This window comes from Enterobacter cloacae complex sp. CDL013 (genome assembly GCF_049238805.1).
Taxonomy (GTDB): Bacteria; Pseudomonadota; Gammaproteobacteria; order Enterobacterales; family Enterobacteriaceae; genus Enterobacter; species Enterobacter hormaechei_C.
Genome location: NZ_JBMKGT010000006.1, coordinates 51526 through 77716, shown reverse-complemented (window position 1 = coordinate 77716; position 26191 = coordinate 51526). Strand labels below are relative to the sequence as shown.

Sequence of the window (26191 nt, the reverse complement as noted above, 5' to 3'; positions counted from 1 at the left end):
ACGCCTATGAAGCCTTCTATCGTCGCTAAACTGGAAGCTCTGCACGAGCGCCATGAAGAAGTCCAGGCGCTGCTCGGCGATGCCGGGACCATTGCCGACCAGGAACGTTTTCGCGCGCTGTCGCGTGAATACGCGCAGTTAAGTGATGTTTCAAAATGCTTTACCGACTGGCGACAGGTCCAGGAAGATATCGAAACCGCGCAGATGATGCTCGACGATCCTGAGATGCGCGAGATGGCGCAGGAAGAGTTACAGGATGCGAAAGCGCGTTCAGAAGAGATGGAGCAGCAGCTTCAGGTGCTTCTGCTGCCGAAAGATCCGGACGATGAGCGTAACGCCTTTGTGGAAGTCCGCGCCGGTACCGGCGGCGACGAAGCGGCGCTGTTCGCCGGGGATCTGTTCCGTATGTACAGCCGTTATGCCGAATCCCGTCGCTGGCGCGTGGAGATCATGAGCGCCAACGAAGGCGAGCATGGCGGCTACAAAGAGGTTATCGCCAAAATCAGCGGTGACGGCGTGTACGGTCGACTGAAATTTGAATCCGGCGGTCACCGCGTGCAGCGCGTGCCTGCGACGGAATCGCAGGGGCGCATTCATACCTCGGCCTGTACGGTGGCGGTGATGCCGGAGCTGCCGGAAGCGGAACTGCCGGATATCAACCCGGCGGATCTGCGCATCGACACCTTCCGCTCTTCAGGGGCAGGTGGTCAGCACGTTAACACCACCGACTCCGCTATCCGTATTACTCACCTGCCCACCGGGATTGTGGTTGAGTGTCAGGATGAACGTTCCCAGCACAAGAACAAAGCTAAGGCGTTATCCGTGCTGGGCGCCCGTATCCACGCGGCGGAAATGGCGAAACGCCAGCAGGCGGAAGCCTCTACCCGCCGTAACCTGCTGGGCAGCGGCGACCGTAGCGATCGTAACCGCACCTATAACTTCCCGCAGGGGCGCGTAACCGACCACCGCATCAACCTGACGCTGTACCGTCTGGATGAGGCAATGGAAGGCAAGCTCGATATGCTGATTGAGCCTATCGTGCAGGAATACCAGGCCGACCAGCTGGCGGCACTGTCCGAGCAGGATTAATGGATTTTCAGCGCTGGTTACGCCATGCCGCCAGTGAGCTTTCCGCAAGTGAAAGCCCGAAGCGCGACGCCGAAATTCTGCTTGAGCATGTGACGGGTAAAGCCCGCACGTATCTGCTGGCTTTCGGCGAAACCGCGCTGACCGCTGAACAGCAATCGCAGCTGGAGACGCTGCTTGCCCGCCGTAAAACCGGCGAGCCGGTGGCGCATCTGGTTGGCGAGCGCGAGTTCTGGTCCCTTCCACTGTACGTCTCAGCGGCCACGCTGATCCCGCGCCCGGACACCGAGTGTCTGGTGGAGCAGGCGCTGGCGCGGTTACCAGCGCAGCCGTGTCAGATCCTCGATCTCGGCACCGGCACCGGGGCGATTGCGCTGGCGCTTGCCAGCGAGCGGCCAGACTGCACCGTGACGGCGGTAGACGTGATGCCTGATGCGGTCGCCCTCGCGCGGCGCAACGTTAAACGGCTGGGGCTGAACAATGTTTCCGTTCTGCAAAGCAGCTGGTTTGCCGCGCTTGAAAGCCGCATGTTTGAAATGGTTGTCAGCAATCCGCCCTACATCGACGAAGACGATCCGCATCTCGCGCAGGGGGACGTGCGTTTTGAACCCTTGACCGCGCTGGTCGCTGCGAATCAGGGACTTGCGGATCTCGATCACATTGTGACAACGTCACGGCAACATTTGCTTCCCGGTGGCTGGCTGCTGGTGGAACATGGCTGGACGCAGGGAGAGGCGGTGCGAGCGCTGTTTACGCATGCCGGATACGCTGCCGTGGAAACCTGCCGGGATTACGGCGGCAATGAACGTCTGACGCTGGGGCAGCGGTCATGAGCCTGTTTACGCTGCTGATCTCCGTTCACCTGGTTTCCGTTGCCCTGACCATTGGCTTTTTTATTGCCCGCTACTGGTGGCGCTACAACAACAATCCGCTGATTAACGCCCGCTGGGTACGCATCGCCCCGCACTGTATCGACACGGTGCTGTTCCTTTCCGGAGCCGGGTTAATGTGGAAGACCGGCTATCTGCCATTTACTGATAAAGGCGCATGGCTGACTGAAAAGCTGTTTGGCGTTATCATCTACATCGTTTTGGGTTTTATCGCGCTTGGGCGTCATCGTCCGCGCAGCCAGCAGACAGGGTTTATCGCCTTTTTGCTGGGTCTGGTGGTGCTGTACATCATCATTAAACTCGCCACCACAAGAATACCGTTACTGGGGTAAGTCATGAGGTCCTTAGCCGATTTCGAATTTAACAAAGTGCCGCTCTGCGATGGTATGATCCTGATTTCAGAGATGATCCGCGACGATTTTACGTCACAGTACGTTTACGCTGAACTGGAGAATCTGGTCAGCCTGGCGCGCGAAGAGATCAATCAGGCACGTCCGCAGGACTGGCAATTAGAGAAGCTGATTGAGCTTTTCTACGGCGAATGGGGTTTCTGCGACACGCGAGGCGTGTACCGCCTGTCTGACGCACTGTGGCTGGACCAGGTGTTGAAAAATCGTCAGGGCAGCGCCGTCGCGTTGGGCGCCATTTTACTGTGGGTTGCGCACGAGCTGGAGATTCCACTGGTGCCGGTCATTTTCCCGACGCAGATGATTTTGCGGGCGGAGTGGCTGGACGGTGAGATGTGGTTAATCAATCCGTTTAACGGCGACACGCTGGATGAGCATACGCTGGATGTCTGGCTGAAAGGCAACATCAGCCCGATAGCTGAGCTGTTCAATGAAGATCTCGATGAAGCCGATAACGCCGAAGTGATCCGCAAGCTCCTGGATACGCTGAAGTCTGCGCTGATGGAAGAGCGTCAGATGGAGCTGGCCCTGCGCGCAAGCGAAGTGCTGTTGCAGTTCAATCCGGAAGATCCGTACGAAATCCGCGACCGCGGCCTGATTTATGCGCAGCTCGACTGCGAGCACGTGGCGCTGAATGATTTAAATTATTTCGTCGAACAATGTCCGGAAGACCCGATCAGCGAGATGATCCGCGCGCAGATCAACGCGATCGCGCATAAACACATTACACTGCATTAATCTTAATTCCGATTCACACCTGAATAAGGCGATCCTATGAAACAAAAAGTGGTTAGCATTGGTGATATCAACGTGGCAAACGACCTGCCGTTCGTGCTGTTTGGCGGTATGAACGTGCTGGAATCCCGCGATCTCGCTATGCGCATCTGCGAACACTACGTGACCGTGACCCAAAAACTGGGCATCCCGTACGTGTTTAAAGCCTCTTTTGACAAAGCCAACCGCTCCTCCATTCACTCATACCGTGGCCCGGGCCTGGAAGAGGGGATGAAGATTTTCCAGGAGCTGAAACAGACGTTTGGCGTGAAAGTGATCACCGACGTGCACGAAGCGTCTCAGGCACAGCCCGTGGCTGATGTGGTAGACGTGATTCAGCTTCCGGCGTTCCTCGCTCGCCAGACTGACCTGGTAGAAGCGATGGCGAAAACCGGTGCTGTGATTAACGTGAAAAAACCGCAGTTCGTGAGCCCAGGCCAGATGGGTAACATCGTTGACAAGTTTATCGAAGGCGGTAACGACCAGGTGATCCTGTGCGACCGTGGTTCAAACTTCGGTTATGACAACCTGGTTGTGGATATGCTGGGCTTCACCGTGATGAAGAACGTCTCTAACCAGTCTCCGGTGATTTTCGACGTGACCCACTCCCTGCAATGCCGCGACCCGTTTGGCGCCGCATCTGGCGGGCGTCGTGCGCAGGTGACCGAACTGGCGCGCGCCGGTATGGCAACCGGCCTGGCGGGTCTGTTTATTGAAGCGCACCCGGATCCGGCTAACGCGAAATGCGACGGTCCATCCGCGCTGCCGCTGGATAAGCTGGAGCCGTTCCTGAAACAGATCAAAGCGATTGACGATCTGGTGAAGAGCTTCGACGAGCTGGATACCAGCAACTAATAAAAAAACCCGCTTCGGCGGGTTTTTTTATGGAGCATATTGCCGGGTGGCGCTGCGCTTACCCGGCCTACAAAACCCGTAGGCCCTGCAAGCGAAGCGCCGCTGGGCAAAAAGGCTACGCAAATATCGTCATCAGATACGCAATAAACAGCGCCATATGCGCCGCGCCGTTCAGCACATTGGTGCGGCCGGTGGAGAAGGAAATCTGGCACAGCAGCAAGGATGCCACCATCACAATCATCTCTGGCGCACCCAGCGCAAACTGCAATTCATTTCCCGTCATAAAGGCAATCAACGTCACCACCGGAACGGTAAGGGAGATGGTCGCCAGAACAGAGCCAAAGAACAGATTCATCGCCCGCTGCACCTGATTATTGAGCACCGCTTTCAGCGCTCCCAGGCCTTCTGGCGACAGGATCAACAGGGCCACCAGGAAACCGGTAAAGGCGACCGGCGCGTTCAGTTCAGTTAACAGCGCCTCCAGCGGGTTCGCATTCATCTTGGTGACCGCAATAACGGCAATCAGATGCACGATCAGCCAAACCGTGTGCCACGCGCTGCTGTGAGCCGACGGCTTACCGTGATGCGGGTCATCGTCGTCACCGTCGTCTTCATGCTCGTAAACAAACAGGCTCTGGTGCGTTTTGGTCTGGATCAGCAGGAACACGCCGTACATCGCCGCGGAAATCAGCGCCACCAGCAGCGCCTGGCCGGTGGTGAAATTTGCACCCGGCAGCGCCATCGGGAATACCAGCACAATAATCGCCAGCGGGAACAGGGCAATCAGGTACTGTTTAATGCCAAAAAGGTTCATGTACTGGGTGGCAAATTTGCGACCACCTAATAAAAGTGAAAAACCGACCAGGCCGCCGGTAACAATCATAATGATGGAATAGAGCGTATCGCGCATTAGCGTTGGCGCGGCGTCGCCGGTGGCCATTAATGCGGAAATGAGACTGACTTCAAGAATCACAACCGAAAGGCTTAAAATTAATGACCCATACGGCTCTCCAAGACGGTGGGCTAAAACATCCGCATGGCGTACCACGCTAAATGCGCTGGTTAAAATACCCACCAGAGCCAGAATATTGATCCCCACAACCACTGGCAATGACTGACTGCTTCCCCAGAAGAGCAGCACAGCCAGTGCCAGAACCGGGAAAATGAGAGAGGTCTCCTTGTGGCGGGTTTTCACCGCCTCGTGTGTTGCTGTCATGTGTTTCTCCAACAATGCAGGTGCTTGTAATTATAGATAGATTTTAAAGGTATTAAACTAACAGAAATCTGTTAAATACCCTGTATTTTTTACTTAGTTTTACCCTTTATTATAATTTTTATGCCTGAGGCTTATAATGTCCTATCTCTGTTAAATATTAATTTAATAACAATGACTTGCATTTTTATATTGTTCATTTCTTTCTGTTGGCTGGCACCCTCGCGTATCGTCGTCCACACTTATCTTTTAGCCAAAAGAGAGGTTAACGATGCCATACAAATCGAAAAGCGAATTACCAGATAACGTGCAAAACGTATTGCCTGCCCACGCCCAGGATATCTACAAAGAAGCCTTTAACAGCGCCTGGGATCAGTACAAAGATAAAGAAGATCGCCGGGACGATGCCAGCCGCGAAGAGACGGCCCATAAGGTGGCCTGGGCCGCCGTAAAAAATGACTATGAGAAAGGGGACGATGATAAATGGCACAAAAAGAAATAGCCGCGAATAATACGCTGCCTCCCTTTTGACATTTCAGGCGGTTGACCTGCCGCTGTATTGCATCTGGCCCGCGAATTGCTTATCGTTGCTCAACTGCTGTTAAAATGAACAGCACAGAATGCCGGGAAGGCGAATTACAGATGTCGCAAGGAAGCATGCAGTGGCGGAGGTGGAATGTGTTAACGCGTGATTTCTTGATGAAGGCAGATTGTAAGACGGCATTTGGTGCTATTGAGGAATCGCTTCTGTGGTCGGCTGAACAACGTGCGGCGTCGCTTGCGGCAACGCTGGCCTGCCGCCCGGATGATGGCCCGGTCTGGATCTTTGGTTACGGCTCGCTGATGTGGAACCCGGCGCTCGAATTTGTTGAATCGGCAACCGGAACGCTGCCTGGCTGGCACCGCGCCTTCTGTTTGCGCCTGACCGCCGGACGCGGCAGCGCGTGTCAGCCAGGACGCATGCTTGCACTAAAAGAGGGCGGGCGCACCACGGGCGTGGCATACCGGCTGCCGGATACCACGCTGGAAGATGAGCTGACGCTGCTGTGGAAGCGCGAGATGATCACCGGCTGCTATATGCCCAGCTGGTGCAAGCTGGAACTGGATGACGGCCGCACCGTCAACGCGCTGGTGTTCATTATGGATCCGCGCCACCCGCTGTATGAAGCCGACACCCGAACCCAGGTGATTGCCCCGCTGATTGCCGCCGCCAGCGGACCGCTGGGCACTAACGCCCAGTACCTTTTCTCGCTCGATCAGGAGCTGACGCGTCTCGGTATGCAGGACGACTGTCTGAGTGAGCTGGTGGTGAAGGTGAAAGCGCTGCTGGAAGGGAACCCGCTCAGCAATACGCTGCGGCCGGGTTTTGCCTGATAATACGCCCGGCTGGCCGGGCGTTTATGGTTATGCCGCCACGTAACTTACGGAATGTTCGAGCGACTGGCTGTGGCTGTCGATCAGCACATCCCAGGTGCCGGTGTAAGGCACCGTCAGCCAGGCCTTATCGTCCTGGACGGTAAGGATATCTGCCTGCGATTGCTTCTGTCCTTTTGTACTCATCAGATGGATGCGGCAACGCTCTGAGCAACGTACCACTACCGTATCCCCGCCAAACAGTTTCAGACTCGTTTTAACTCGTGCCATTTTATACCCCGTCGTTTTTGCCCATCCCGAGCGTGATGTTGTTCACAATTTACTCATTGCATAACACCAAAGGGGCAGGGGTGGGATGCTGATTTCGATCAAAAAATGGCGCAACGATTAAACAAAAATGACAAAATCCCTGAAACCTTTCAGCGGACGCGCGTTTACCCTGCTTAACGCGCGCCCGGGAAAAATTATATGCGGAAATGGCCAGCGGTCTCAGCAAGGTCGCCCGCCTGGCTTTGCAGCGCGCTGGCCGCCGCAGCAGACTGTACAACAAGCTCGGCGTTCTGCTGCACCATGCGATCCAGGTGAGTCACCGCGTGGTTAATCTCATGGATCCCTTTCATCTGCTCGCGGGTGGCAATAGATATTTCACGCATAATGCCAGACACGCTCCCGACGCTGGCGCGGATCTCATCCATGCTGTCGCCCGCAAGGTGCACAAACCGGGAGCCGGTTGCTACGCTTTCGGTGGTGGAATCAATAAGGGATTTGATCTCTTTCGCCGCCTGAGCGCTGCGGCTGGCCAGGTTACGTACTTCCCCCGCAACGACCGCGAACCCACGGCCTTGTTCCCCGGCACGCGCCGCTTCCACCGAGGCGTTAAGCGCCAGGATATTGGTCTGGAAGGCGATGCCGTCAATGACGCTGGTGATATCGCCGATTTTCGCGGAAGCCAGTTCGATGGACTGCATGGTGCTGATGGCCTGAGCGACGACGTCGCCGCCGCGGGATGCGGCGGCAGAGGCCTTGCTCGCCTGTTCGTTCGCTTCTGCTGCCGACTCGTTTGACTGCGTAACGGAGGCCGTGATCTCTTCCACGGCGCTGGCGGTTTCGCGAAGGCTTGATGCCGCCTGCTCGGTACGCCCGGAAAGATCCTGATTACCCGCCGCAATCTCATGCGCGGCGTTTTTCACTGAGGCGCTCGCATCACGCAGCTGGACCATCACCACAGAAAGCTTATCGCTGAAGGCGTTAAACGCCTGCGCGATTTGCGCCACTTCATCGCCCCCCTTATCCGGCAGACGCTGCGACAGATCGTTAGTACCGTTGGCAATGTTGTTCATCGCGTCACGGATACCGAACAGCCGCTTAAGCAGGCGGGCAATCAGGAGGTGCATGAGGGCTCCGCTCAGCAGGGCGAGGATTGCCAGCGACAGTGCAGATGCTTTAAGCAATGAGCGCATCCCGGCGGTGGCATCGCCGTTATCAAGCGCCACAACCAGCAGCCAGTGCGTCCCCGGCACGGCGGTGGCCAGGAACGTTTTTTCGCGTCCGTTTGACGTTCCGTCAACCAGGTTGCCGCTTTTCAGAGTGGCAAAATCGGTCCCTTTGATCGTTTCAGTAAACGGCTTAAGCGTCAGCGCAGGATCGCTGCCGGCAATTACGGTGCCGTTGCTGTCCAAAAGCAGTCCACTGCTGGCCGGAGTCGGGTGAATACCGCGCACGTTAGCCACCACGCTGTCCATTGCCACATCGCCCGCCACCACCGCTTTCAGGGCGCCTTGCTCTTTAACGGGTACCGCGAACGTCACCACCAGTTTCCCGGTGCCCGCATCCACATAGGGTGCAGTCACTACCGGGCCATCAGCGCTGACGACCTGCTGATACCACGGGCGAAGGGTGGGATCGTAATCAGCGGGCACCCCGGTTGGGTCAGAAAATTTAGCCGTTTTGCTGGCATAACCCACGTAGACGTTGGTAAATCCACCCGCCAGTGCAAGCTGTTTAAACACCGGAACCGGATCGTCGCTGAGCGCGACCGACTGCGCCGAAGTGATGACGGTTATTTTGCTGTTCACCCAGTCGGCAATCGCCATGTTGTGGCTGGCGCTGGTGCTGGTCAGAATATCGCGCTGCGACTGCTGGTTATCCTGGCGCGTGACCTGAAAGTTAATAATGGTATTAAGAAGAAGGGCGACGACCAGACAGCCTGTCGTCGCGGCAATGATGCGGGCGCGAATGGATCTGAACATAAGTGTAATACCTGCTGTGTTGTTTCCATGCCTATCGGCAACGGTGCAGGTAAACTTGATGCTGAAACCGCGTCCATAAGAAAATAATATTTTTAGCGGGTTATTATTAAAAAGTTAATACTTTATCGGCGGAAAGCGTCCATTCAGCCAGCTCCACCAGCGTACCAATTTCCACGCCATCAATCAGCGGCAGCCCGGTAATGCCGCGCCCGTCGGTACAGGTTTTGCACAGTTTGACCGGAACGTTTTGCGCGGTCAGGATCTCCAGCATTTGTTGAATGTTGTAGCCCTCTGCGGGTTTTTGCCCCTTCAGCCCGGCCGTGACGGCGTCGGACATCAAAAAGAGGCGCAGCTCCAGCTCACTCTCCTTATCGCGCAGCGCGATTGCCAGGCGCAGGCTGTTAAAAAGGGATTCACTGCCGTAGGCCGCACCGTTGGCGACGATCACAATCTTCTGCATGTTGACTCCTGTTCTTTGAAAAGGCACGAATATTGCTTCTCGTACCGAAGAATACGTATCGGGGAGAGAAACGATGACGATAGTGGCTGGCAGTTCCCCTGGCGCAACCGAATGGTTCCAGCGTGCGAGAATGTTGCGCGAGGAACAGCTCGGCAGACTGGCGCAGCTGGGCGCACTGGTGAACGGCATCAGTCGACTGGTGCATATGCTACAGTGCGAGCGCGGTGCGTCAAATGTCTGGCTCTGCTCGCAGGGCAAATTGTACGCGCCTGAATGCAAGGCCAGCAGGGCCCTGGTGGATGAAAACCTCGCCGCATTGCACCTTCAGTTTAACGAACCGCTGCCGGGCAGCGCCCTGTGCGAACGTATTGCCAGCGCACTGCACGGCCTTGAGACGCTAACGGCGCTGCGTGATGGCGTTACAGGTCAATGCGTCACCGCGCCGCAGGCGATGGAACATTACAGCCGCATACTGCGTCATTTGCTCAGTATCGTACCCCAACTCAGCGACAGCATTGACGATCCGCACATCGCGGGCCGATTTGTGGCCCTTTACAGCCTGATGCAGGGCAAAGAACTTGTGGGACAAGAGCGGGCGCTGGGGGCTATTGGTTTCACCCAGGGATTCTTTGACGATGAAACCCGCCAGCGGCTGGTGGATCGCATTGATGGCCAGCAGGCCTGCTTTGAGGTTTTTATCTCCCATTGCACTCCAGACGTGCAGGAGTCATTTACCCTCAACTGCCTGCCGGGTCTGGAGACTGAAAAACTCAGGCGTGAAGCGTGCACCCGCCAGCCTCCGGCAGATAACGGTGATACCGCCCTCAAATGGTTTGCCCTGCAAACCGCGCGCCTTGAGCACCTGCGCACGCTGGAGGAGGTGGCAATTGCCGATCTGATGACGGCAGTTGAGGAGCGCCGCTATAGCGAAAACCTGCACGCAGACGATGAACACGACGATATCCTGGCGCGATTTCCGGATAAACCGCTGCTGCCGCTGGTGCGCCAGCAGGCGCGTGAAATTGAGCAACTCTCCCGTCAGCTTGCTTCCCTGCGCGACACGCTGGAGGAGCGTAAGACCATCGACAAAGCCAAAAGCGTGCTGATGACGCACCAGAACATGAGCGAGGAGCAGGCGTGGACCGCCCTGCGCAAAATGGCGATGGATAAAAACCAACGCATGGTGGATATCGCCCGTGCGCTGCTTACGGTGAAAAATTTGTGGAAGATACCCCCTGGGGAGTAGTTGCACAGTCAGTGGGCAATTCATGCCTGATTGAGGTGCGTAAAACAGCGCTCTCCTTGCAGAAACCCCGTAACGCCGGGGATGAAAAGCTGGCATTACCTTTGCATTAACAGATTAACCATTTTCGACGATGCGCCAACGGCGGTGCATGCGTCTTCAGGATAAAGGCGTCCAGCGGTGCTTCAGCACCGTCGGGCGCTTTTTTTTGCCTTTTTTCAGGAGCAATTATGGCGGATTTGTCGAGACGGCGATTATTGCAGGCCAGCATGCTGGCGAGTGGTGCGATGCTGTTGCCGGGTGTCATGCAGGCCGCATGGGCGGCGGGGTCAGATAAGCCTGAGCAGGATACCGTGCGTATCGGGTTTATCCCCCTGACCGACTGCGCGCCCGTGGTTATCGCGGCCCTGAAAGGGTTCGATAAAAAACACGGCATTACCATTGTACCGACCAAAGAGGCGAGCTGGGCGGCGGTGCGCGACAAGCTGGTGGCGGGTGAACTGGACGCCGCACACATTCTTTACGGCCTGCTGTACGGTCTGGAACTGGGTATTGCGGGCAAGCCGCAGCAGATGGCGAACCTGATGACCCTCAACCAGAACGGTCAGGCCATTACGCTCTCCAGCGATCTGGCGGAGAAGGGCGTTCGTCACCTCGACGGGCTGAAAAAGCTGATTGCGCAGCAGGCGCCGGGAACTTACACCTTCGCGCATACCTTCCCGACGGGAACGCACGCCATGTGGCTCTACTACTGGCTGGCCAGCGCGGGGATTAACCCGTTTGACGACGTGCGCACCGTGGTGGTGCCGCCGCCGCAGATGGTGATGAACATGCGCATTGGCAACATGGTCGGGTTTTGCGTTGGCGAGCCGTGGAACGCGCGGGCGATTAACGACCGCATCGGATTTACCGCCGCTACGTCGCAGTCCATCTGGGCCGATCACCCGGAAAAGATCCTCGGCACCCGACGCGACTGGGTGGCGAAAAATCCGCACACCGCACGGGCGCTGGTGAGCGCCGTGATGGAAGCCGCGCGCTGGATCGAGGCGTCAGCGGAAAACAAACGCGAAACCGCGCAGATCCTCTCGCGCCGCGCCTGGCTCAACTGCAAGGAACAGTATCTCACCGGACGCATGCTCGGCGAGTACGACAACGGGGTCGGTCAGCGCTGGCAGGATGCGCACCCGATCCGTTTCTTCAACGAGGGTGCCGTGAGCTACCCGTATCTCTCCGACGGCATGTGGTTCTTAACCCAGTTCCGCCGCTGGGGCTTGCTCAACGCCGCGCCGGATTACGCGGGCATTGCACAGCGCATTAACCAGACCGCGGTCTGGCAGGATGCCGCGACCGCCGTGGGCGGCATGTCCACACCGTCATCACCGTATCGCAGCAGCACCCTGATGGACGGCACCGTCTGGAACGGCACCGATCCGGAAGGGTACGCCAACCGCTTCGCCATTCACCGTAAAGGGGCCTGAGTATGCAGCATCTGCAAAATGCAAAACCACAAGAGACGTCAGAGAGCGGGGAAGTGATAGTCCTGCCTCCGTTACAGGTTCGCCGTCGTGCGCCCGCGTTTACGCGTCGGATGAATGATTTTTTACAGCGCGTCATCCCGGCGCTGCTCGGTCTCGGCCTGCTGGTGGTGCTCTGGCAGCTGGCGGCGATAAACAGTAAAGGCTTTCCGACGCCGCTCAGCACGCTCGATTCGGCCATGACCCTGTTTGCCGATCCGTTTTATCGCGACGGGCCAAACGATATGGGCATTGGCTGGAACGTGCTGGCGTCGTTGCAGCGCGTCGCCATCGGCTTCGGTCTGGCGGCGCTGGCGGGCATTCCGCTGGGCTTTTTGATTGGCCGCTTCACCTTTTTCTCCCGCATGTTCAACCCGCTGATCGCGCTACTGCGTCCGGTCAGCCCGCTGGCCTGGCTGCCTATCGGCCTGCTGCTGTTCCAGAAAGCGGAGCCTGCATCGAGCTGGACTATTTTTATCTGCTCCATCTGGCCGATGGTCATTAACACCGCCGAAGGGGTGCGCTGTATTCCGCAGGACTACCTCAACGTGGCCCGGGTGCTGCAACTCTCAGAGTGGACCATCATGCGCCGCATTCTTTTCCCGGCCGTGCTGCCTGCGGTGCTGACCGGGGTACGTCTTTCCATTGGCATTGCCTGGCTGGTGATTGTCGCCGCCGAGATGCTCACCGGAGGTTTAGGCATTGGCTTCTGGATCTGGAATGAGTGGAACAACCTCAACGTCGAAAACATTCTCATCGCCATCGTCATCATTGGCGTGGTCGGGTTGCTGCTGGAGCAGGGGCTGATGCTGATCGCCCGTCGCTTTAGCTGGCAGGAAAAATAAGGAGTGAAGATGAAACCGTTAATTCAGGTCCAGGCCGTGAGCCAGCGTTTTTCCACCGCCAGCGGCGAGTTTCTGGCGCTGCAAAACGTCTCTTTTGATATCCACGAGGGCGAAACCGTCAGTCTGATTGGTCACTCCGGCTGCGGCAAGTCGACGCTGTTAAACCTGATCGCCGGGATCACGCTGCCGACGGAAGGCGGGCTGATTTGCGACAACCGCGAAATCGCCGGGCCGGGGCCCGAGCGCGCGGTGGTGTTCCAGAACCATTCGCTGCTGCCGTGGCTGACCTGCTTCGACAACGTGGCGCTGGCGGTGGATCAGGTCTTCCGTCACACCATGAGTAAGGTCGAGCGCAAAGCGTGGATTGAGCACAACCTCGACCGGGTGCAGATGGGCCACGCGCTGCACAAGCGCCCCGGGGAGATCTCCGGCGGCATGAAGCAGCGCGTCGGGATTGCCCGGGCGCTGGCAATGAAGCCGAAAGTGCTGCTGATGGATGAGCCGTTTGGCGCGCTCGATGCGCTGACGCGTGCCCATCTTCAGGACTCGGTGATGCAGATCCAGCAGGCGCTGAACACCACCATCGTGCTCATCACCCACGATGTGGACGAGGCGGTACTGCTCTCTGACCGCGTACTGATGATGACCAACGGCCCGGCGGCCACCGTGGGTGAGATCCTGCGCGTCGATCTGCCGCGCCCGCGCAACCGGGTGCAGCTGGCGGATGACAGCCGCTATCACCACATGCGCCAGCAGATCCTCCATTTCCTCTACGAAAAACAGCCGAAAGCGGCGTAATGAGGGGGCACGATGCGACTGGTCATTATCGGTAATGGTATGGCGGCAACCCGGCTGATTGCGTCGCTCACCGGGCGTGTTCCCGGTCGTTTCGCTGTCACCGTCATCGGTGACGAGCCTGAGCAGGCGTACAACCGCATCCAGCTTTCACCGGTGCTGGGTGGTGAAAAGCAGGCGGAGCACATCTGTCTGCACGATGAAGACTGGTACACGGCACGAGACGTGACGGTGCTGCGAGGAGAAAAGGCGCTCGCAGTAGACGTCAACGCGCGTGAAGTGCATACCTCTGCTCGCACGCTGGGCTGGGATGCGCTGGTGTTTGCCACCGGGTCTACCCCTGTAGTGCCGCCGATCCCCGGCGGCGATGCACCGCATGTGTTCACCTTTCGCACCCTGGCAGAGACCCGCGCCATCCAGAATATCTCCGGGCCGGCGGTAGTGCTGGGCGGCGGCGTACTCGGCGTGGAGGCAGCGGCAGCGCTGGCGCGAAACGGTGACAACGTCACGATTATCCATCGCGGCACGTGGCTGATGGAACAGCAGCTGGATCAGCAGGCGGGACTGTTGCTGGAAGAGGCGCTGGCGGCGCGGGGCGTTAGCTGTGAACTCGCCTCCGGCATCACCGCCATCGCTGACGATGCCGTGACGTCGCTCGACGGACGCCGCATTGCCGCCACGCGCGTGGTGCTGGCAACCGGCGTGCAGCCCAACGTTGCGCTGGCAAATGCCAGCGGCATTCGCTGCGCGCGCGGCATCGTGGTGGATCAGCAGATGCAAACCTCCGTGCCGGGTATCTACGCCATCGGCGAGTGCTGCGAAATTGACGGCCAGACGTTTGGCCTGGTGGCCCCCTGTCTGGCGCAGGCGGATATTCTTGCCGCGCGGCTGGCCGGGGAGGTCACCGCGCCGTTTACCCTGACCGACAACGGCGTGCGCCTTAAGGTGACCGGCGTGGAGCTGTTCAGCCTCGGACGCGCGACGGCGCAGGCGGACGATGTGGTCTGGAGTTCATGGGACCCGCTGACCCGTCACTATCGACGTTTACTGATCCATCAGGGGGCGCTGGCTGGCGTGCTGCTGATGGGTGACTGCCGCAGCGCGGCAACCTTTACCGATTTACTGGCAACGGCTGCGCCCGCCCACGCGGACTGGCTGTTCGATCGTTTCACAACGCAACCGCAGGTTGCAGGACAGAACGCTATGACAAAACCTACTCTGGTGGTGGTTGGGCACGGTATGGTCGGCCATCATTTCCTCGAAGACTGCGTTAACCGCAATTTGCATCAGCAGTATCAGATTATTGTTTTTGGCGAAGAGCGCTATGCCGCCTATGACCGCGTGCATCTGTCGGAATATTTTGGCGGACGCAGCGCGGACTCGCTCTCGCTGGTGGCGGGGGAGTTCTTTGCCGATAACGGCATTGAGCTGCGCCTCTCGCAGCAGATCGTCGCTATCGATCGTGATGCACACGTAGTGCGTACCGCCAGTGGGCATGAGACCCACTGGGACAAGCTGGTGCTGGCGACCGGCTCGTACCCGTTCGTACCACCCGTTCCGGGCAACGATCTGCCGGGGTGTTTTGTCTACCGCACCCTCGACGATCTGGACAACATTGCGGCCCATGCGGCAGGCTCTCGCCGCGGCGTGGTAATTGGCGGCGGCCTGCTGGGTCTGGAGGCGGCGAATGCACTTAAGCAGCTCGGGCTGGAAACTCACGTGGTGGAGTTTGCGCCGAACCTGATGGCGGTGCAGCTCGACAGCGACGGCGCGGCAATGCTGCGCAAGAAAATTGAGGCGCTGGGCGTAGGGGTACACACCAGTAAATCGACGACGGAGATTGCCACCGCAGACGACGGGCTGGTGCTGCGCTTTGCCGATGGTGAACAGCTGGAAACGGACATGGTGGTCTTCTCTGCCGGTATTCGTCCGCAGGACGCGCTGGCGCGCAGCAGCGGGCTGGTTATCGGCGAGCGCGGCGGGATCTGTATTGACGACGGCTGCCGGACTTCCGATCCGGACGTGCTTGCCATCGGCGAATGCGCGCTGTGGGAGGGAAAAATCTTTGGCCTGGTGGCCCCGGGCTACCAGATGGCGCGCGTGGCCGCCGCTGTGCTGGCGGGTGAGGAGAAGCGCTTCACCGGCGCGGATATGAGTACCAAACTCAAGTTGCTGGGCGTGGATGTGGCGTCGTTTGGCGATGCCCATGGGCGCACGCCGGGCGCGCTGAGCTACCAGTGGACGCACGGGCCGCAGCAAATCTACAAAAAAATTGTGGTCAGCCACGACAGCAAAACCCTGCTGGGTGGCGTGCTGGTGGGCGATGCCAGCGAATACGCCACGCTGGTGCAGATGATGCTCAACGGCATCAGCCTGCCAAAAGAGCCGGAAACGCTGATCTTACCCGTATCGTCAGGCAGCGCGCCGAAAGCGCTGGGCGTGGCGGCGCTGCCGGAAAGCGCGCAGATCTGTTCGTGTCATAACGTCAGCAAAGGGGATATCTGCCAGGCGGTAAGCGCGGGCGCAACGGATATCGGCGCCATTAAGCAGTGCACCAAAGCGGCGACCGGCTGCGGAGGCTGTAGCGCGCTGGTGAAGCAGGTGATGGAGTTCCAGCTTGCGGAGCAGGGCGTGGAGGTGAAGAAAGATATCTGCGAACACTTCCCGTACTCGCGTCAGGAGATTTACCACCTGGTGCGCGTCAACCATATCCGCACCTTCGACCAGCTTATCAGCCGCTACGGTCAGGGGCACGGGTGCGAGATCTGTAAGCCGCTGGTGGGATCGGTATTGGCTTCCTGCTGGAACGAGTATCTGCTGAAACCGGCGCATCTGCCGTTGCAGGACACCAACGACCGCTTTTTCGCCAATATTCAGAAGGACGGAACCTACTCCATCGTCCCGCGGATGCCTGCGGGTGAAGTGACCGCCGACGGGCTGATCGCCATCGGCCAGATCGCGAAACGCTATAGCCTTTACAGCAAAATTACCGGCGGGCAGCGTATTGACCTGTTTGGCGCCACGCTCGAACAGTTGCCGGAAATCTGGCAGGCGCTGGTGGAGGCCGGGTTTGAGACCGGACATGCCTACGGGAAATCTCTGCGCACGGTGAAATCCTGCGTCGGGTCGACCTGGTGCCGCTACGGCGTGCAGGATTCCACCGGCCTCGCGGTCAGGCTGGAGCACCGCTACAAGGGCCTGCGCGCGCCGCACAAAATCAAAATGGCGGTCTCCGGCTGTACCCGTGAGTGCGCAGAGGCGCAGAGCAAAGACGTGGGGGTGATTGCCACGGACAAAGGCTGGAACCTCTATCTGTGCGGCAACGGCGGGATGAAGCCGCGCCACGCGGACCTCTTCGCCAGCGATCTGGACGACGAAACGCTGATCCGCACCGTTGACCGTTTCCTGATGTTCTACATTCGCACGGCAGATCGTCTGCAACGTACCAGTACCTGGATGGATAACCTGGAAGGCGGCCTCGACTATCTGCGCGAGGTGATCCTCAACGACAGCCTGGGGATCGCCCACGAGCTGGAGCAGGAGATGGCTCGGGTGGTGGAAACTTACCAGTGCGAATGGCAAACCACCCTTAACGATCCTGACCGCCTGGCGCTGTTCCGCACTGCGGTGAACGTCCCCGCCGCGGAGCAGAACAAGCGCTGGCAGGAAATTTGTAATATCGATGAGATCCCGGAGCAGGCGGGCATCGGTGCGCATCTTGGGCGCAAACCTATTGCGCTGTTCCGCTTTGGCAAAAACGTTTATGCCCTCGACGATCGGGAGCCGGGTAGCCGCGCGAACGTGCTTTCACGCGGCATCCTCGGCGATGCGGCGGGGGAACCGGTGGTGATCTCGCCGCTCTACAAGCAACGTATTCGTCTGCGCGACGGCTGTCAGGTGGAGAATGGCGAACCCGTGGTGCGCGCCTGGCCGGTAAAAATTGAAAACGGCAAGGTATGGGTTGGAAATGAAGAGCTGGTGATGCGTGCGGAGGCCTCATGACCGAAACCCGGACAACGTGCCCTTACTGCGGGGTGGGCTGCGGCGTGGTCGCCAGCGCAGACGGTGAAAAGGTGAGCATTCGGGGGGATGAAACTCATCCGGCGAATTTCGGTCGTCTGTGTGTAAAAGGATCTGCCCTCGGGGAAACCACGGGGTTGCAGGGACGCCTGCTGCGCCCGGTGGTCGATGGCCGGGAGGTGGCATGGCCGCAGGCGCTGGGCGAAGCGGGCGAGCGGCTACGGAACATCATCAACGAATGGGGGCCGCAGGCGGTGGCGTTTTATGCCTCCGGCCAGCTGTTGACCGAGGATTACTATGCCGCCAACAAGCTGATGAAAGGCTTTATCGGGGCGGCGAACATTGATACCAACTCGCGGCTGTGCATGTCATCGGCGGTGGTGGGCTACAAACGCGCCTTCGGTGAAGACGTGGTGCCGTGCAGCTACGAGGACGTGGAAAACAGCGATCTGGTGGTACTCGTTGGCTCAAACGCGGCCTGGACGCATCCGGTGCTGTATCAGCGGCTGGTGCAGGCAAAGCACAACAATCCGCAGATGAAAGTGGTCGTGATCGATCCGCGTAAAACCGCCACCTGCGATATCGCCGATCTCCACCTCGCGCTCAGACCCGGCAGCGACGCCGGGCTGTTTGTGGGGTTGCTCAATCTGATTCAGGGGCGGGGCGAGTGGCCGATCCCTCGCGTGGCGGCGTTTTGCGATCTGCCTTCAGACGAGATTAGCACCTTCTACGACTGGTTTATCACCGCGCCACGCGCGATCACGCTCTACACCATGGGGATCAACCAGTCCTCCACCGGCAGCGACAAGTGTAACGCCATCATTAACGTGCATCTTGCCAGCGGGAAGTTCAACCGTCCTGGCTGCGGCCCGTTTTCGCTGACCGGACAGCCAAATGCCATGGGCGGGCGGGAAGTGGGCGGGCTGGCGAATCAGCTGGCGGCGCACATGAACTTCGAGCCGGACGATCTTTCGCGCGTGGCGCGTTTCTGGGGAACGGAACGGCTGGCGCAGACCCCGGGCCTGATGGCGGTGGAATTGTTTGACGCCATTGCGCGCGGCGAGGTGAAGGCGGTGTGGATCATGGGCACCAACCCTGCCGTGTCGCTTCCCGACAGCCACGCGGTGTGTCAGGCTCTGGCAGCCTGCCCGCTGGTCATGGTATCTGAGGTGATGCAGGAGACGGACACCAGCCGGTTTGCCCATATCCGTTTTCCCGCCCTGGGCTGGGGCGAGAAAAACGGCACGGTGACCAATTCTGAACGCCGTATCTCCCGCCAGCGTGCCTTTCTGCCTGCGCCGGGCGAGGCCAGACCGGACTGGTGGATAATCGCCCGGATGGCAGACCAGCTCGGTTATGGCGATGCCTTCGCCTGGGAACACCCTCAGGAGATATTTTGTGAACATGCGGCGCTGACGGCGTTTGAAAATAACGGCGAACGGGCGCTAAACCTGCGCGAACTGGCGTCGCTGTCGCGAGAGGCGTGGGACGCGCTGGCGCCTTATCAGTGGCATGCCGGTGATTTCCCGCAAAGAAATCTTGTACCGGTTGATCCTTCCTCGCATGGGGCAGGCGTCGACGAATTGTACCCCTTGATACTGAATACCGGGCGGATCCGCGATCAGTGGCACACCATGACGCGCACGGGGTATGTTCCGCGCCTGATGCAGCATATTGATGAGCCTTTTGTTGAGATGAACGCAACCGATGCGGCGCGCGCTGGGCTGACTGACGGCCAGCTGGCGCGGATAAGCTCCCCGCGCGGGGTGATGGTTGCCAGAGTACGTATCTCCACCGCGCAGCGTGCGGGCGAGCTGTTTGCGCCGATGCACTGGAACGCGCAATTTGCACGGCAGGGGAAGGTCAATGCGTTGGTAGAAGGGCGGATTGATGCCGGTTCCGGCCAGCCGGAGAGTAAACAAACCGCGGTGAGGATCATGCCCTGGCTACCGGCCTGGCAGGGTGAACTGTATGCCCGCGAGCTGCCAGCGCTGCCGCCGTCGGTCTGCTGGTGGCGTAAAGCCTCACGTCTGACGGTGGCGGGGGAGCAGCCGTTGCTGTCGTGGGTCAGGGCGTACGCCAGCGGTCGGGGCTGGCAGTTACAGGTGGCACAGACGGGAGAACGCAGCAGCGTGCTCGCCTGGCATCACGGCGAGCTGATGCTGGGCTACTGGGAGGGCCATACGCTGCCGGCGCTGGCGCATGCGTTTATTGAAGAAGCCTTTGCTGCTGCACCCGTACAACTCGCTGAACGCCATGCGCTGCTGCACGGACAACGGCCGGGCGAAGATGCCGATCCCGGGCGAATTATCTGTAGCTGCTTCAGCGTGGGTGAAAATACGATACGTAAGGCGATAGCCGGAGGCTGTGATTCTGCCGCAGCGCTGGGCGTGAAGCTGCGCTGCGGCACGAACTGCGGCTCCTGCGTGCCGGAGCTGAAAGCGCTGTTGGGATAATAGTGCAAGGGCGTCGGTTGGCGGCTTCGCACCGGTACGAATTTGTAGGTCGGGTAAGGCGAAGCCGCCACCCGACAAATCTTTTCAGGATATTCCTGAAATTTCTGTTAAGACTGGTTTTCAGGGCTTATGGCGTTAACATAATAAGTGTTTGTTCATAAACACAGGTTCTGATTGACGACGTTGAAGGCTGTATCGTCCCGCATCCGTTTTTTGCTGTTACTCCCCCTTTTTACGGCTGGAGCCCTTCACGGTGCGCCGAAATCCTTCGTGCAGCAGGCGCAGAATCCGTTTGATAATAACGGCGATAGCCTGCCGGATCTCGGTATGGCGCAACCGACCACCGAAGGCGAAAAGCATCTGGCTGAAATGGCAAAGGCCTTCGGTGAAGCCAGTATGACCGATAACGGCCTGACGGCCGGGCAGCAGGCGCGACAGTTCGCGTTTGGCAAAGTGCGGGATGCCGTCAGCGGTGAAGTCAACGAGCAGATTGAATCCTGGCTTTCACCCTGGGGAAACGCCAACGTCAATGTACTGGTGGATGACGACGGAAACTTTAACGGCAGCAGCGGTAGCTGGTTTATCCCCTGGAACGACAACACCCGTTATCTGAGCTGGAGCCAGCTTGGCCTGACGCAGCAGACAGATGGGCTGGTGAGCAATGTCGGGATCGGGCAGCGCTGGGTTGCCGGAAACTGGCTGCTGGGCTACAACACCTTTTACGACAACCTGCTGGAAGACAACCTGCAACGTGCCGGGCTGGGCGCAGAGGCGTGGGGTGAAAACCTGCGCCTGTCGGCCAATTACTACCAGCCGTTCGCTGGCTGGCAGCCGCGTTCCGACATCCGCGAGCAGCGCATGGCGCGCGGGTACAACGTAACGGCCAAAGCCTGGCTTCCCTGGTTTCATCACCTGAACACCAGCGTCAGCTTTGAACAGTATTTTGGCGATAACGTCGATCTGTTTAACAGCGGTACGGGGTATCACAACCCGGTTGCGGTCAACCTGGGGCTGAACTATACCCCCGTTCCGCTGGTCACCCTGACGGCTGCCCATAAGCAGGGCGAGAGCGGCGTTAGCCAGAATAACCTCGGGCTGAAGCTCAACTATCGTTTTGGCGTGCCGCTGGCGAAACAGCTTTCCGCCGGGGAAGTGGCGGCGACGCGATCGTTGCGGGGGAGCCGCTATGATTCACCCGATCGCGATAATCTGCCCGTGATGGAATTCCGTCAGCGCAAAACCCTCTCGGTATATCTGGCCACGCCGCCGTGGGATCTTAAGCCAGGCGAAACGGTGATGCTGAAGCTGCAAATTCGCAGCACGCACGGTATCCGGCAGATCCACTGGCTGGGTGATACCCAGGCGCTCAGCCTGACCTCACCGGCAAACGGCAACAGCAGCGATGGCTGGAGTGTGATCATGCCTGCATGGGATGATTCGGAAGGGGCGAAAAATACATGGCGGCTTACGGCCGTGGTGGAAGATAAGGATGGGCAGCGTGTCTCCTCCAATGAGATCACGCTTTCCGTGGTGCAACCGCTCGTCGCAATGCCTGCCGACGATCCACGGTGGAAGTTGCTGCCGGATGAGTAAGTTAAAAAATGCGCTCCTGATGCACCCAGACGGCGGCTTCGACGCGGGATTTTAACTTCATTTTTTTCAGCATGTGTTTGACATGCACTTTGACCGTGCTCTCGGTGATGTCCAGACGGCGGGCGATCATTTTGTTCGGCAGCCCCTGGGCAATCAGCTTCAGAATGTCACGCTCGCGCGGGGTCAACTGGCTGACGTCGCGGTCAGACGTGGCGCGGTTCGCACGCAGGCTGGCGGCCAGTACCGGCGTTAACGCTTCACTCAGCACCATCTCGCCTGCGGCAGCCTGTTGCAGCGCCTTGAGCAGATCTTCCGGCTCCATATCTTTCAGCAGATAGCCGTCTGCCCCTCGCTTGAGGGCGGTGACCACGTCTTCTTCATGGTTTGAGACGCTGAAGACCACCACCCGGCCAGAGAGGGATTTCTCCCGCAGCTTGTCGAGGGTTTCCAGGCCATTCATGCCCGGCATGTTGAGATCGAGCAAGATCAAATCAGGATCGAGCGATTCGGCAAGTTCAATACCCTGTTCGCCGTTGCTGGCTTCCCCGACGACGGTGATATCTGGCGCCATGCTGACAAGCTGTTTAACGCCAGTGCGCAGCATCGGATGATCGTCAATCAACAGGATAGATGCCGGTTCCTGATTAGTCATGGTTTTCTCCTTGAGCAGTTATGAGGGGCTTTTCGGGTATAAAGGTGACCACTACTTCGGTGCCACCTGACTCTCCCCGGCGAACCTGGCAATCACCGCGCAGGCTTTGCGCGCGGTCTCGCATGATAATTAAACCATAATGGTTCGTTCGTTCGGCATTTTCCGGCACGCCGCGGCCGTTATCCTGAACCCTGAGCTTCACCTGATTATCCTGGCAGCTGACGGTGACCGTAACGGCCGTCGCCTCGGCATGCTTGAGCACGTTGCTCAGGGCTTCACGGGCAATTTGCAGCAAATGGATCGCCTGGTGAGAGGGGACAAAACGCGGTGGCAGCTGGTAATCCAGCTTCACCGGGAAGCCCAGCCGGGCACTAAACTCCTGACAGCTGGACTCCAGCGCAGGGCGCAGCCCCGGCTCGGTGAGCTGCAAACGGAAGGTGGTCAGCAGCTCGCGAAGCTGAACCCACGAGGTGTTAAGCTCGTTGCGGATCTGGCTGAGCAGCTGTTTGCTGCTCTCGGGCATGCCTTCGTCCTGCATTTGCAGGCAGCTCACCTGCATCTTCATGCAGGAGAGGGACTGGGCGATGGAGTCGTGCAGCTCGCGGGCGATGGTGGCACGCTCCTCCATCACGATCAGCTGCTGCTGTTTCTCCTGGTGGCGGTCGAGCGCCAGCGTGGCCGTGAGCTGCTCAACAAGCGTATCGACCAGCTGCTGCTGGTCGTGGCTCAGGTGACGTCCGGCGGGCAGGGTGGCCAGCAAAATACCGTACTGGGTATGGCTGTCCATCAGCCGCCACTTGAGGGTCGTGCCGCTGGTGGTAAGCGGCGGCAAGCCGCGCGGGCACAGATGACACCCTTTATCGTCGCAGGAGATGTCCGACTGACAGGTAAATTCCTGATGGTTGTCCTCATCTTCAACGTCGTAAACCCGAAGCTCAAGATCGCGGAGCAGAGTCAGGTTTTGCAGGCCGTTCAGTACTGGCGAGAGACGTTCGCAAAGCGGGACCTGCATATGCAGGCGACGGTTCGCCTGCCAGAGGAAAGAGAGGATCTCGTTTTTCTGCTCAAGCCCGGCGGTTTTCTCCTGGACGCGTTGTTCCAGTACCGCGTAGCTTTCTGATAGCTCTGCCGACATGGTGTTGAGCGCCTCGCCGAGCATCGCCATTTCGTTGCGCCCGCTGATGTGCGTGCGCTGGGTAAAATCGCGCTGTGTGACGGCGCGGGCCATCGCCAGGAGCTGTTTCCAGGGGTTAAGCAACCGCGCGCGCAGCCAGATAACCGTGAAAATCAGCAGCAAACCCATAAACAGCGCCATTGCGCGGTGAACCATCACCACACGGTCAATGCGTAACTCTGTGGTGCGATCGAATGAGGAGACAAGATGATCGATGCGTGACACAAACCCGGCGACATCCTGGGCGACCGTTTCCCGGTCTTCCGCCCGCTTTAAGCCGGGCTCCAGCTGGGTATGCCAGTAGCCCTGAAGCGCCTTAAGCTGAGATTGCTGACCGTCACGGATGGCGGCTCTTTCCAGTTCAGGGCTGAATGCGGTACGCTCCATTTCGTCGATAAGCGGTTGGTCAGCCTGCGTCAGCGGCACCGACGCCAGTAGCCGGTAACTCTGCATACGTAGTGAGCCTGCCTCGTTGATGGCATGCGCGTTACCCTGTACACCCTGTACCAGCCAGCCAGAAATAGCCATGCCGGTCACACCGATAGCGGTGGACAGCAGAACAATAAGCGCCAGCTGGTTAACCAGCGTCAGCGGAGATAAACATCTTTTTAACATAGAGTTGCCGGGCTCCTGACGTGACCTGATTGCAGGAATGGCGCTATTCTGGTGCATACCCTGGAGTATACCCATACCAATAAAGGATTACCTCTAAATTGCCAGAGGGGTAACGGTTAGTGGGTGGACGAAGCAGGGATGCCTCAGCACCGTGAAAAACCACACCTTTTTTACGTTTTGCATCTACTCATTAAGAGTGATGGCTTTTTTTTTGCCGCAAAACCTCCCACTTTTCCTTTGATTTATATCAACTTACCGCCGCTCTAAAGCCCTAATGTTTGCAGCATCATTCGAGAATCAGAGGTGTCTATGAGTCACTCTTCCGCTCCCGAAAGGGAAACTGGTGCCGTTATTACAGACTGGCGTCCAGAGGATCCGGCGTTCTGGCAACAGCGCGGCCACCGTGTAGCAAGTCGTAATCTGTGGATTTCCGTTCCATGTCTGTTACTGGCGTTTTGCGTCTGGATGTTGTTCAGTGCGGTTGCGGTTAACCTGCCAAAAGTGGGCTTTACCTTTACCACCGATCAGCTGTTTATGTTGACCGCGTTGCCGTCGCTTTCAGGCGCACTGCTGCGCGTTCCTTATGCGTTTATGGTGCCGGTCTTTGGTGGTCGTCGCTGGACGGCTTTCAGTACCGGGATCATGATCATACCGTGCGTGTGGCTCGGTTTTGCGGTGCAGGATACCTCCACACCGTTTAGCGTGTTCGTGATTATCTCTCTGCTGTGCGGTTTTGCGGGGGCGAACTTTGCGTCCAGTATGGCAAACATCAGCTTCTTCTTCCCGAAAGCGAAGCAGGGTGGCGCGCTGGGCATTAACGGCGGCCTGGGTAACATGGGCGTGAGCGTGATGCAGCTGATTGCCCCGCTGGCGATCTCTGTCTCCATCTTTGCGGCCTTTGGCGGCGGCGGTGTGACGCAGCCCGACGGTTCCGTGCTGTTCCTGCAAAACGCCTCCTGGATTTGGGTACCGTTCCTGGTGGTCTTTACCCTGGCGGCGTGGTTCTTCATGAACGATCTGTCCGCGTCCAAAGCGTCACTGAGCGAGCAGCTGCCGGTTCTGAAGCGTGGCCACCTGTGGGTGATGGCGCTGCTGTATCTGGCGACCTTCGGCTCGTTCATCGGTTTCTCCGCAGGCTTTGCCATGCTGTCTAAAACCCAGTTCCCGGACGTGCAGATCCTTCAGTTTGCCTTCTTCGGTCCGTTTATCGGCGCGCTGGCACGTTCGCTGGGCGGGATGATCTCCGACCGTCTGGGCGGGACGCGCGTTACGCTGGTGAACTTTGTTGTAATGGCCATCTTCTGTGCGCTGCTGTTCCTGACGCTGCCTGCGGGTGGTGAGGGGGGTAACTTCTTTGCCTTCTTCGGCGTCTTCATGGTGCTGTTCCTGACCGCCGGGCTGGGCAGTGCGTCTACTTTCCAGATGATCTCTGTCATCTTCCGCAAGCTGACCATGGACCGCGTGAAAGCGCAGGGTGGGAGCGACGAGCAGGCAATGCGTGAAGCCGCCACCGATACCGCTGCGGCGCTTGGGTTTATCTCTGCGATAGGCGCGATTGGCGGCTTCTTTATTCCAAAAGCGTTCGGTATCTCACTGGATCTGACCGGCTCTCCGGCGGGTGCGATGAAAGTATTCCTCGTCTTCTATATCGCCTGCGTGGTCATCACCTGGCTGGTATATGGCCGTAATACCAAGAAAAACAAGTAAGCTTGATTATCCGTTTGCGCGGCCTGAGTGCCGCGCTTTTTTTAATCGCTGAATAGTTACAACATACTAATGGCGTTACCCGTGCTCACCCGCAGGTCACGCTGTGATCGCCATCGCTTTACAGGTGTTTCTACCCCTTAATACCTAAGATGTTAAATTTTGCCTCGCTTATTGTACGATAAATAAAATATATCTATATAAATCATAAGGTTAAAAAATATTAACAGCTACCGCTTTGGTGGTATTTGATCTAATACCCCCCCTCAGAG

Annotated in this window: 21 protein-coding genes; 15 read left to right on the top strand and 6 right to left on the bottom strand. The window is 58.4% G+C overall.

All coding sequences use genetic code 11. The features are described 5' to 3' along the window. Positions 1-6: 6 nt before the first annotated feature. From prfA to kdsA, 5 genes are read left to right on the top strand one after another with little or no spacing between them, the layout of a single operon-like run. Complete coding sequence (prfA, locus tag ACOTXD_RS13290) at positions 7-1089, top strand: peptide chain release factor 1 (RefSeq protein ID WP_003856667.1); 1083 nt, start codon at positions 7-9, stop codon at positions 1087-1089. After that, a complete protein-coding gene (gene prmC, locus ACOTXD_RS13285; protein ID WP_061856462.1) occupies positions 1089-1919 on the top strand; it encodes a peptide chain release factor N(5)-glutamine methyltransferase in 831 nt (276 codons plus the stop codon). Before prfA ends, prmC begins: the two co-directional genes overlap by 1 nt. Next, entirely contained in the window at positions 1916-2308 is a 393-nt protein-coding gene (gene sirB2, locus ACOTXD_RS13280; RefSeq protein ID WP_003856669.1) for an invasion regulator SirB2, read from the top strand. The genes prmC and sirB2 overlap by 4 nt, the downstream gene beginning before the upstream one ends. Positions 2309-2311: 3 nt before the next feature. Next, positions 2312-3121: an invasion regulator SirB1 gene (gene sirB1 / locus ACOTXD_RS13275; protein ID WP_003856670.1), complete on the top strand. Its 810-nt coding sequence runs from the start codon at positions 2312-2314 to the stop codon at positions 3119-3121. A 36-nt stretch (positions 3122-3157) separates the two neighbouring features. Then, a complete protein-coding gene (gene kdsA / locus ACOTXD_RS13270) occupies positions 3158-4012 on the top strand; it encodes a 3-deoxy-8-phosphooctulonate synthase (protein WP_032653866.1) in 855 nt (284 codons plus the stop codon). Between the two features lie 115 nt (positions 4013-4127). Here the strand turns inward: kdsA and chaA are convergent, their stop codons facing one another. Continuing rightward, on the bottom strand, positions 4128-5228 hold the full coding sequence (gene chaA / locus ACOTXD_RS13265) for a sodium-potassium/proton antiporter ChaA (RefSeq protein ID WP_003856672.1): 1101 nt from the start codon (positions 5226-5228) through the stop codon (positions 4128-4130). Positions 5229-5496: 268 nt separating this feature from the next. Here chaA and chaB point away from each other — a divergent pair, with 268 nt between their 5' ends. After that, positions 5497-5727: a putative cation transport regulator ChaB gene (gene chaB, locus ACOTXD_RS13260; RefSeq protein WP_003856674.1), complete on the top strand. Its 231-nt coding sequence runs from the start codon at positions 5497-5499 to the stop codon at positions 5725-5727. Positions 5728-5903: 176 nt separating this feature from the next. Beyond that, positions 5904-6599: a gamma-glutamylcyclotransferase gene (locus tag ACOTXD_RS13255; protein WP_017384255.1), complete on the top strand. Its 696-nt coding sequence runs from the start codon at positions 5904-5906 to the stop codon at positions 6597-6599. A 30-nt stretch (positions 6600-6629) separates the two neighbouring features. On the opposite strand, the gene ACOTXD_RS13250 is transcribed toward ACOTXD_RS13255, so the two are convergent. From ACOTXD_RS13250 to ACOTXD_RS13240, 3 genes are all read right to left on the bottom strand, one after another. Next, positions 6630-6869 (bottom strand): hypothetical protein, encoded by a 240-nt coding sequence (locus ACOTXD_RS13250; protein WP_015570352.1) that lies wholly within the window; start codon positions 6867-6869, stop codon positions 6630-6632. Positions 6870-7063: 194 nt separating this feature from the next. Then, on the bottom strand, positions 7064-8848 hold the full coding sequence (locus ACOTXD_RS13245) for a methyl-accepting chemotaxis protein (protein WP_045351013.1): 1785 nt from the start codon (positions 8846-8848) through the stop codon (positions 7064-7066). Between the two features lie 106 nt (positions 8849-8954). Beyond that, positions 8955-9308, bottom strand: coding sequence for a DsrE/DsrF/TusD sulfur relay family protein (locus tag ACOTXD_RS13240; protein WP_015570354.1), 354 nt, complete (start codon positions 9306-9308; stop codon positions 8955-8957). 73 nt (positions 9309-9381) lie between these two features. Here ACOTXD_RS13240 and nasR point away from each other — a divergent pair, with 73 nt between their 5' ends. From nasR to ACOTXD_RS13205, 7 genes are all read left to right on the top strand, one after another. Then, positions 9382-10554: a nitrate regulatory protein NasR gene (gene nasR, locus ACOTXD_RS13235; RefSeq protein ID WP_003856683.1), complete on the top strand. Its 1173-nt coding sequence runs from the start codon at positions 9382-9384 to the stop codon at positions 10552-10554. Between the two features lie 227 nt (positions 10555-10781). After that, a complete protein-coding gene (locus tag ACOTXD_RS13230) occupies positions 10782-12029 on the top strand; it encodes a CmpA/NrtA family ABC transporter substrate-binding protein (RefSeq protein ID WP_058659584.1) in 1248 nt (415 codons plus the stop codon). 2 nt (positions 12030-12031) lie between these two features. Beyond that, positions 12032-12910, top strand: a complete 879-nt coding sequence (ntrB, locus tag ACOTXD_RS13225; protein WP_023324814.1) for a nitrate ABC transporter permease — start codon at positions 12032-12034, stop codon at positions 12908-12910. Between the two features lie 9 nt (positions 12911-12919). Then, positions 12920-13708: an ABC transporter ATP-binding protein gene (locus ACOTXD_RS13220; protein ID WP_017693299.1), complete on the top strand. Its 789-nt coding sequence runs from the start codon at positions 12920-12922 to the stop codon at positions 13706-13708. 12 nt (positions 13709-13720) lie between these two features. Continuing rightward, on the top strand, positions 13721-17707 hold the full coding sequence (nirB, locus tag ACOTXD_RS13215) for a nitrite reductase large subunit NirB (protein WP_073970464.1): 3987 nt from the start codon (positions 13721-13723) through the stop codon (positions 17705-17707). Then, positions 17704-20181 carry a nitrate reductase gene (locus ACOTXD_RS13210; protein WP_032609435.1) on the top strand — a complete coding sequence of 826 codons (2478 nt, stop codon included), beginning with the start codon at positions 17704-17706 and terminating at the stop codon, positions 20179-20181. The genes nirB and ACOTXD_RS13210 overlap by 4 nt, the downstream gene beginning before the upstream one ends. Before the next feature lie 174 nt (positions 20182-20355). Continuing rightward, positions 20356-21774 carry a YchO/YchP family invasin gene (locus ACOTXD_RS13205; RefSeq protein WP_061856460.1) on the top strand — a complete coding sequence of 473 codons (1419 nt, stop codon included), beginning with the start codon at positions 20356-20358 and terminating at the stop codon, positions 21772-21774. A 1-nt stretch (position 21775) separates the two neighbouring features. Here the strand turns inward: ACOTXD_RS13205 and narL are convergent, their stop codons facing one another. Then, a complete protein-coding gene (gene narL, locus ACOTXD_RS13200; RefSeq protein WP_003856701.1) occupies positions 21776-22426 on the bottom strand; it encodes a two-component system response regulator NarL in 651 nt (216 codons plus the stop codon). Next, positions 22419-24215: a nitrate/nitrite two-component system sensor histidine kinase NarX gene (narX, locus tag ACOTXD_RS13195; protein ID WP_061856459.1), complete on the bottom strand. Its 1797-nt coding sequence runs from the start codon at positions 24213-24215 to the stop codon at positions 22419-22421. Before narX ends, narL begins: the two co-directional genes overlap by 8 nt. A 309-nt stretch (positions 24216-24524) precedes the next feature. Between narX and ACOTXD_RS13190 the strand changes: the two genes are divergently transcribed. Beyond that, a complete protein-coding gene (locus tag ACOTXD_RS13190) occupies positions 24525-25922 on the top strand; it encodes a NarK family nitrate/nitrite MFS transporter (RefSeq protein ID WP_003856705.1) in 1398 nt (465 codons plus the stop codon). Positions 25923-26191 lie beyond the last annotated feature (269 nt).

What these genes read in the sequence shown, in the direction of transcription:
- narX (WP_061856459.1), bottom strand. Translation starts at nt 24,215, where the DNA reads ATGTTAAAAAGATGTTTATCTCCGCTGACGCTGGTTAACCAGCTGGCG.
- sirB1 (WP_003856670.1), top strand. Translation starts at nt 2,312, where the DNA reads ATGAGGTCCTTAGCCGATTTCGAATTTAACAAAGTGCCGCTCTGCGAT.
- kdsA (WP_032653866.1), top strand. Translation starts at nt 3,158, where the DNA reads ATGAAACAAAAAGTGGTTAGCATTGGTGATATCAACGTGGCAAACGAC.
- ACOTXD_RS13240 (WP_015570354.1), bottom strand. Translation starts at nt 9,308, where the DNA reads ATGCAGAAGATTGTGATCGTCGCCAACGGTGCGGCCTACGGCAGTGAA.
- ntrB (WP_023324814.1), top strand. Translation starts at nt 12,032, where the DNA reads ATGCAGCATCTGCAAAATGCAAAACCACAAGAGACGTCAGAGAGCGGG.
- ACOTXD_RS13230 (WP_058659584.1), top strand. Translation starts at nt 10,782, where the DNA reads ATGGCGGATTTGTCGAGACGGCGATTATTGCAGGCCAGCATGCTGGCG.
- prfA (WP_003856667.1), top strand. Translation starts at nt 7, where the DNA reads ATGAAGCCTTCTATCGTCGCTAAACTGGAAGCTCTGCACGAGCGCCAT.
- nasR (WP_003856683.1), top strand. Translation starts at nt 9,382, where the DNA reads ATGACGATAGTGGCTGGCAGTTCCCCTGGCGCAACCGAATGGTTCCAG.
- chaB (WP_003856674.1), top strand. Translation starts at nt 5,497, where the DNA reads ATGCCATACAAATCGAAAAGCGAATTACCAGATAACGTGCAAAACGTA.
- sirB2 (WP_003856669.1), top strand. Translation starts at nt 1,916, where the DNA reads ATGAGCCTGTTTACGCTGCTGATCTCCGTTCACCTGGTTTCCGTTGCC.
- nirB (WP_073970464.1), top strand. Translation starts at nt 13,721, where the DNA reads ATGCGACTGGTCATTATCGGTAATGGTATGGCGGCAACCCGGCTGATT.
- ACOTXD_RS13220 (WP_017693299.1), top strand. Translation starts at nt 12,920, where the DNA reads ATGAAACCGTTAATTCAGGTCCAGGCCGTGAGCCAGCGTTTTTCCACC.
- narL (WP_003856701.1), bottom strand. Translation starts at nt 22,426, where the DNA reads ATGACTAATCAGGAACCGGCATCTATCCTGTTGATTGACGATCATCCG.
- ACOTXD_RS13210 (WP_032609435.1), top strand. Translation starts at nt 17,704, where the DNA reads ATGACCGAAACCCGGACAACGTGCCCTTACTGCGGGGTGGGCTGCGGC.
- chaA (WP_003856672.1), bottom strand. Translation starts at nt 5,228, where the DNA reads ATGACAGCAACACACGAGGCGGTGAAAACCCGCCACAAGGAGACCTCT.
- ACOTXD_RS13245 (WP_045351013.1), bottom strand. Translation starts at nt 8,848, where the DNA reads ATGTTCAGATCCATTCGCGCCCGCATCATTGCCGCGACGACAGGCTGT.
- prmC (WP_061856462.1), top strand. Translation starts at nt 1,089, where the DNA reads ATGGATTTTCAGCGCTGGTTACGCCATGCCGCCAGTGAGCTTTCCGCA.
- ACOTXD_RS13190 (WP_003856705.1), top strand. Translation starts at nt 24,525, where the DNA reads ATGAGTCACTCTTCCGCTCCCGAAAGGGAAACTGGTGCCGTTATTACA.
- ACOTXD_RS13250 (WP_015570352.1), bottom strand. Translation starts at nt 6,869, where the DNA reads ATGGCACGAGTTAAAACGAGTCTGAAACTGTTTGGCGGGGATACGGTA.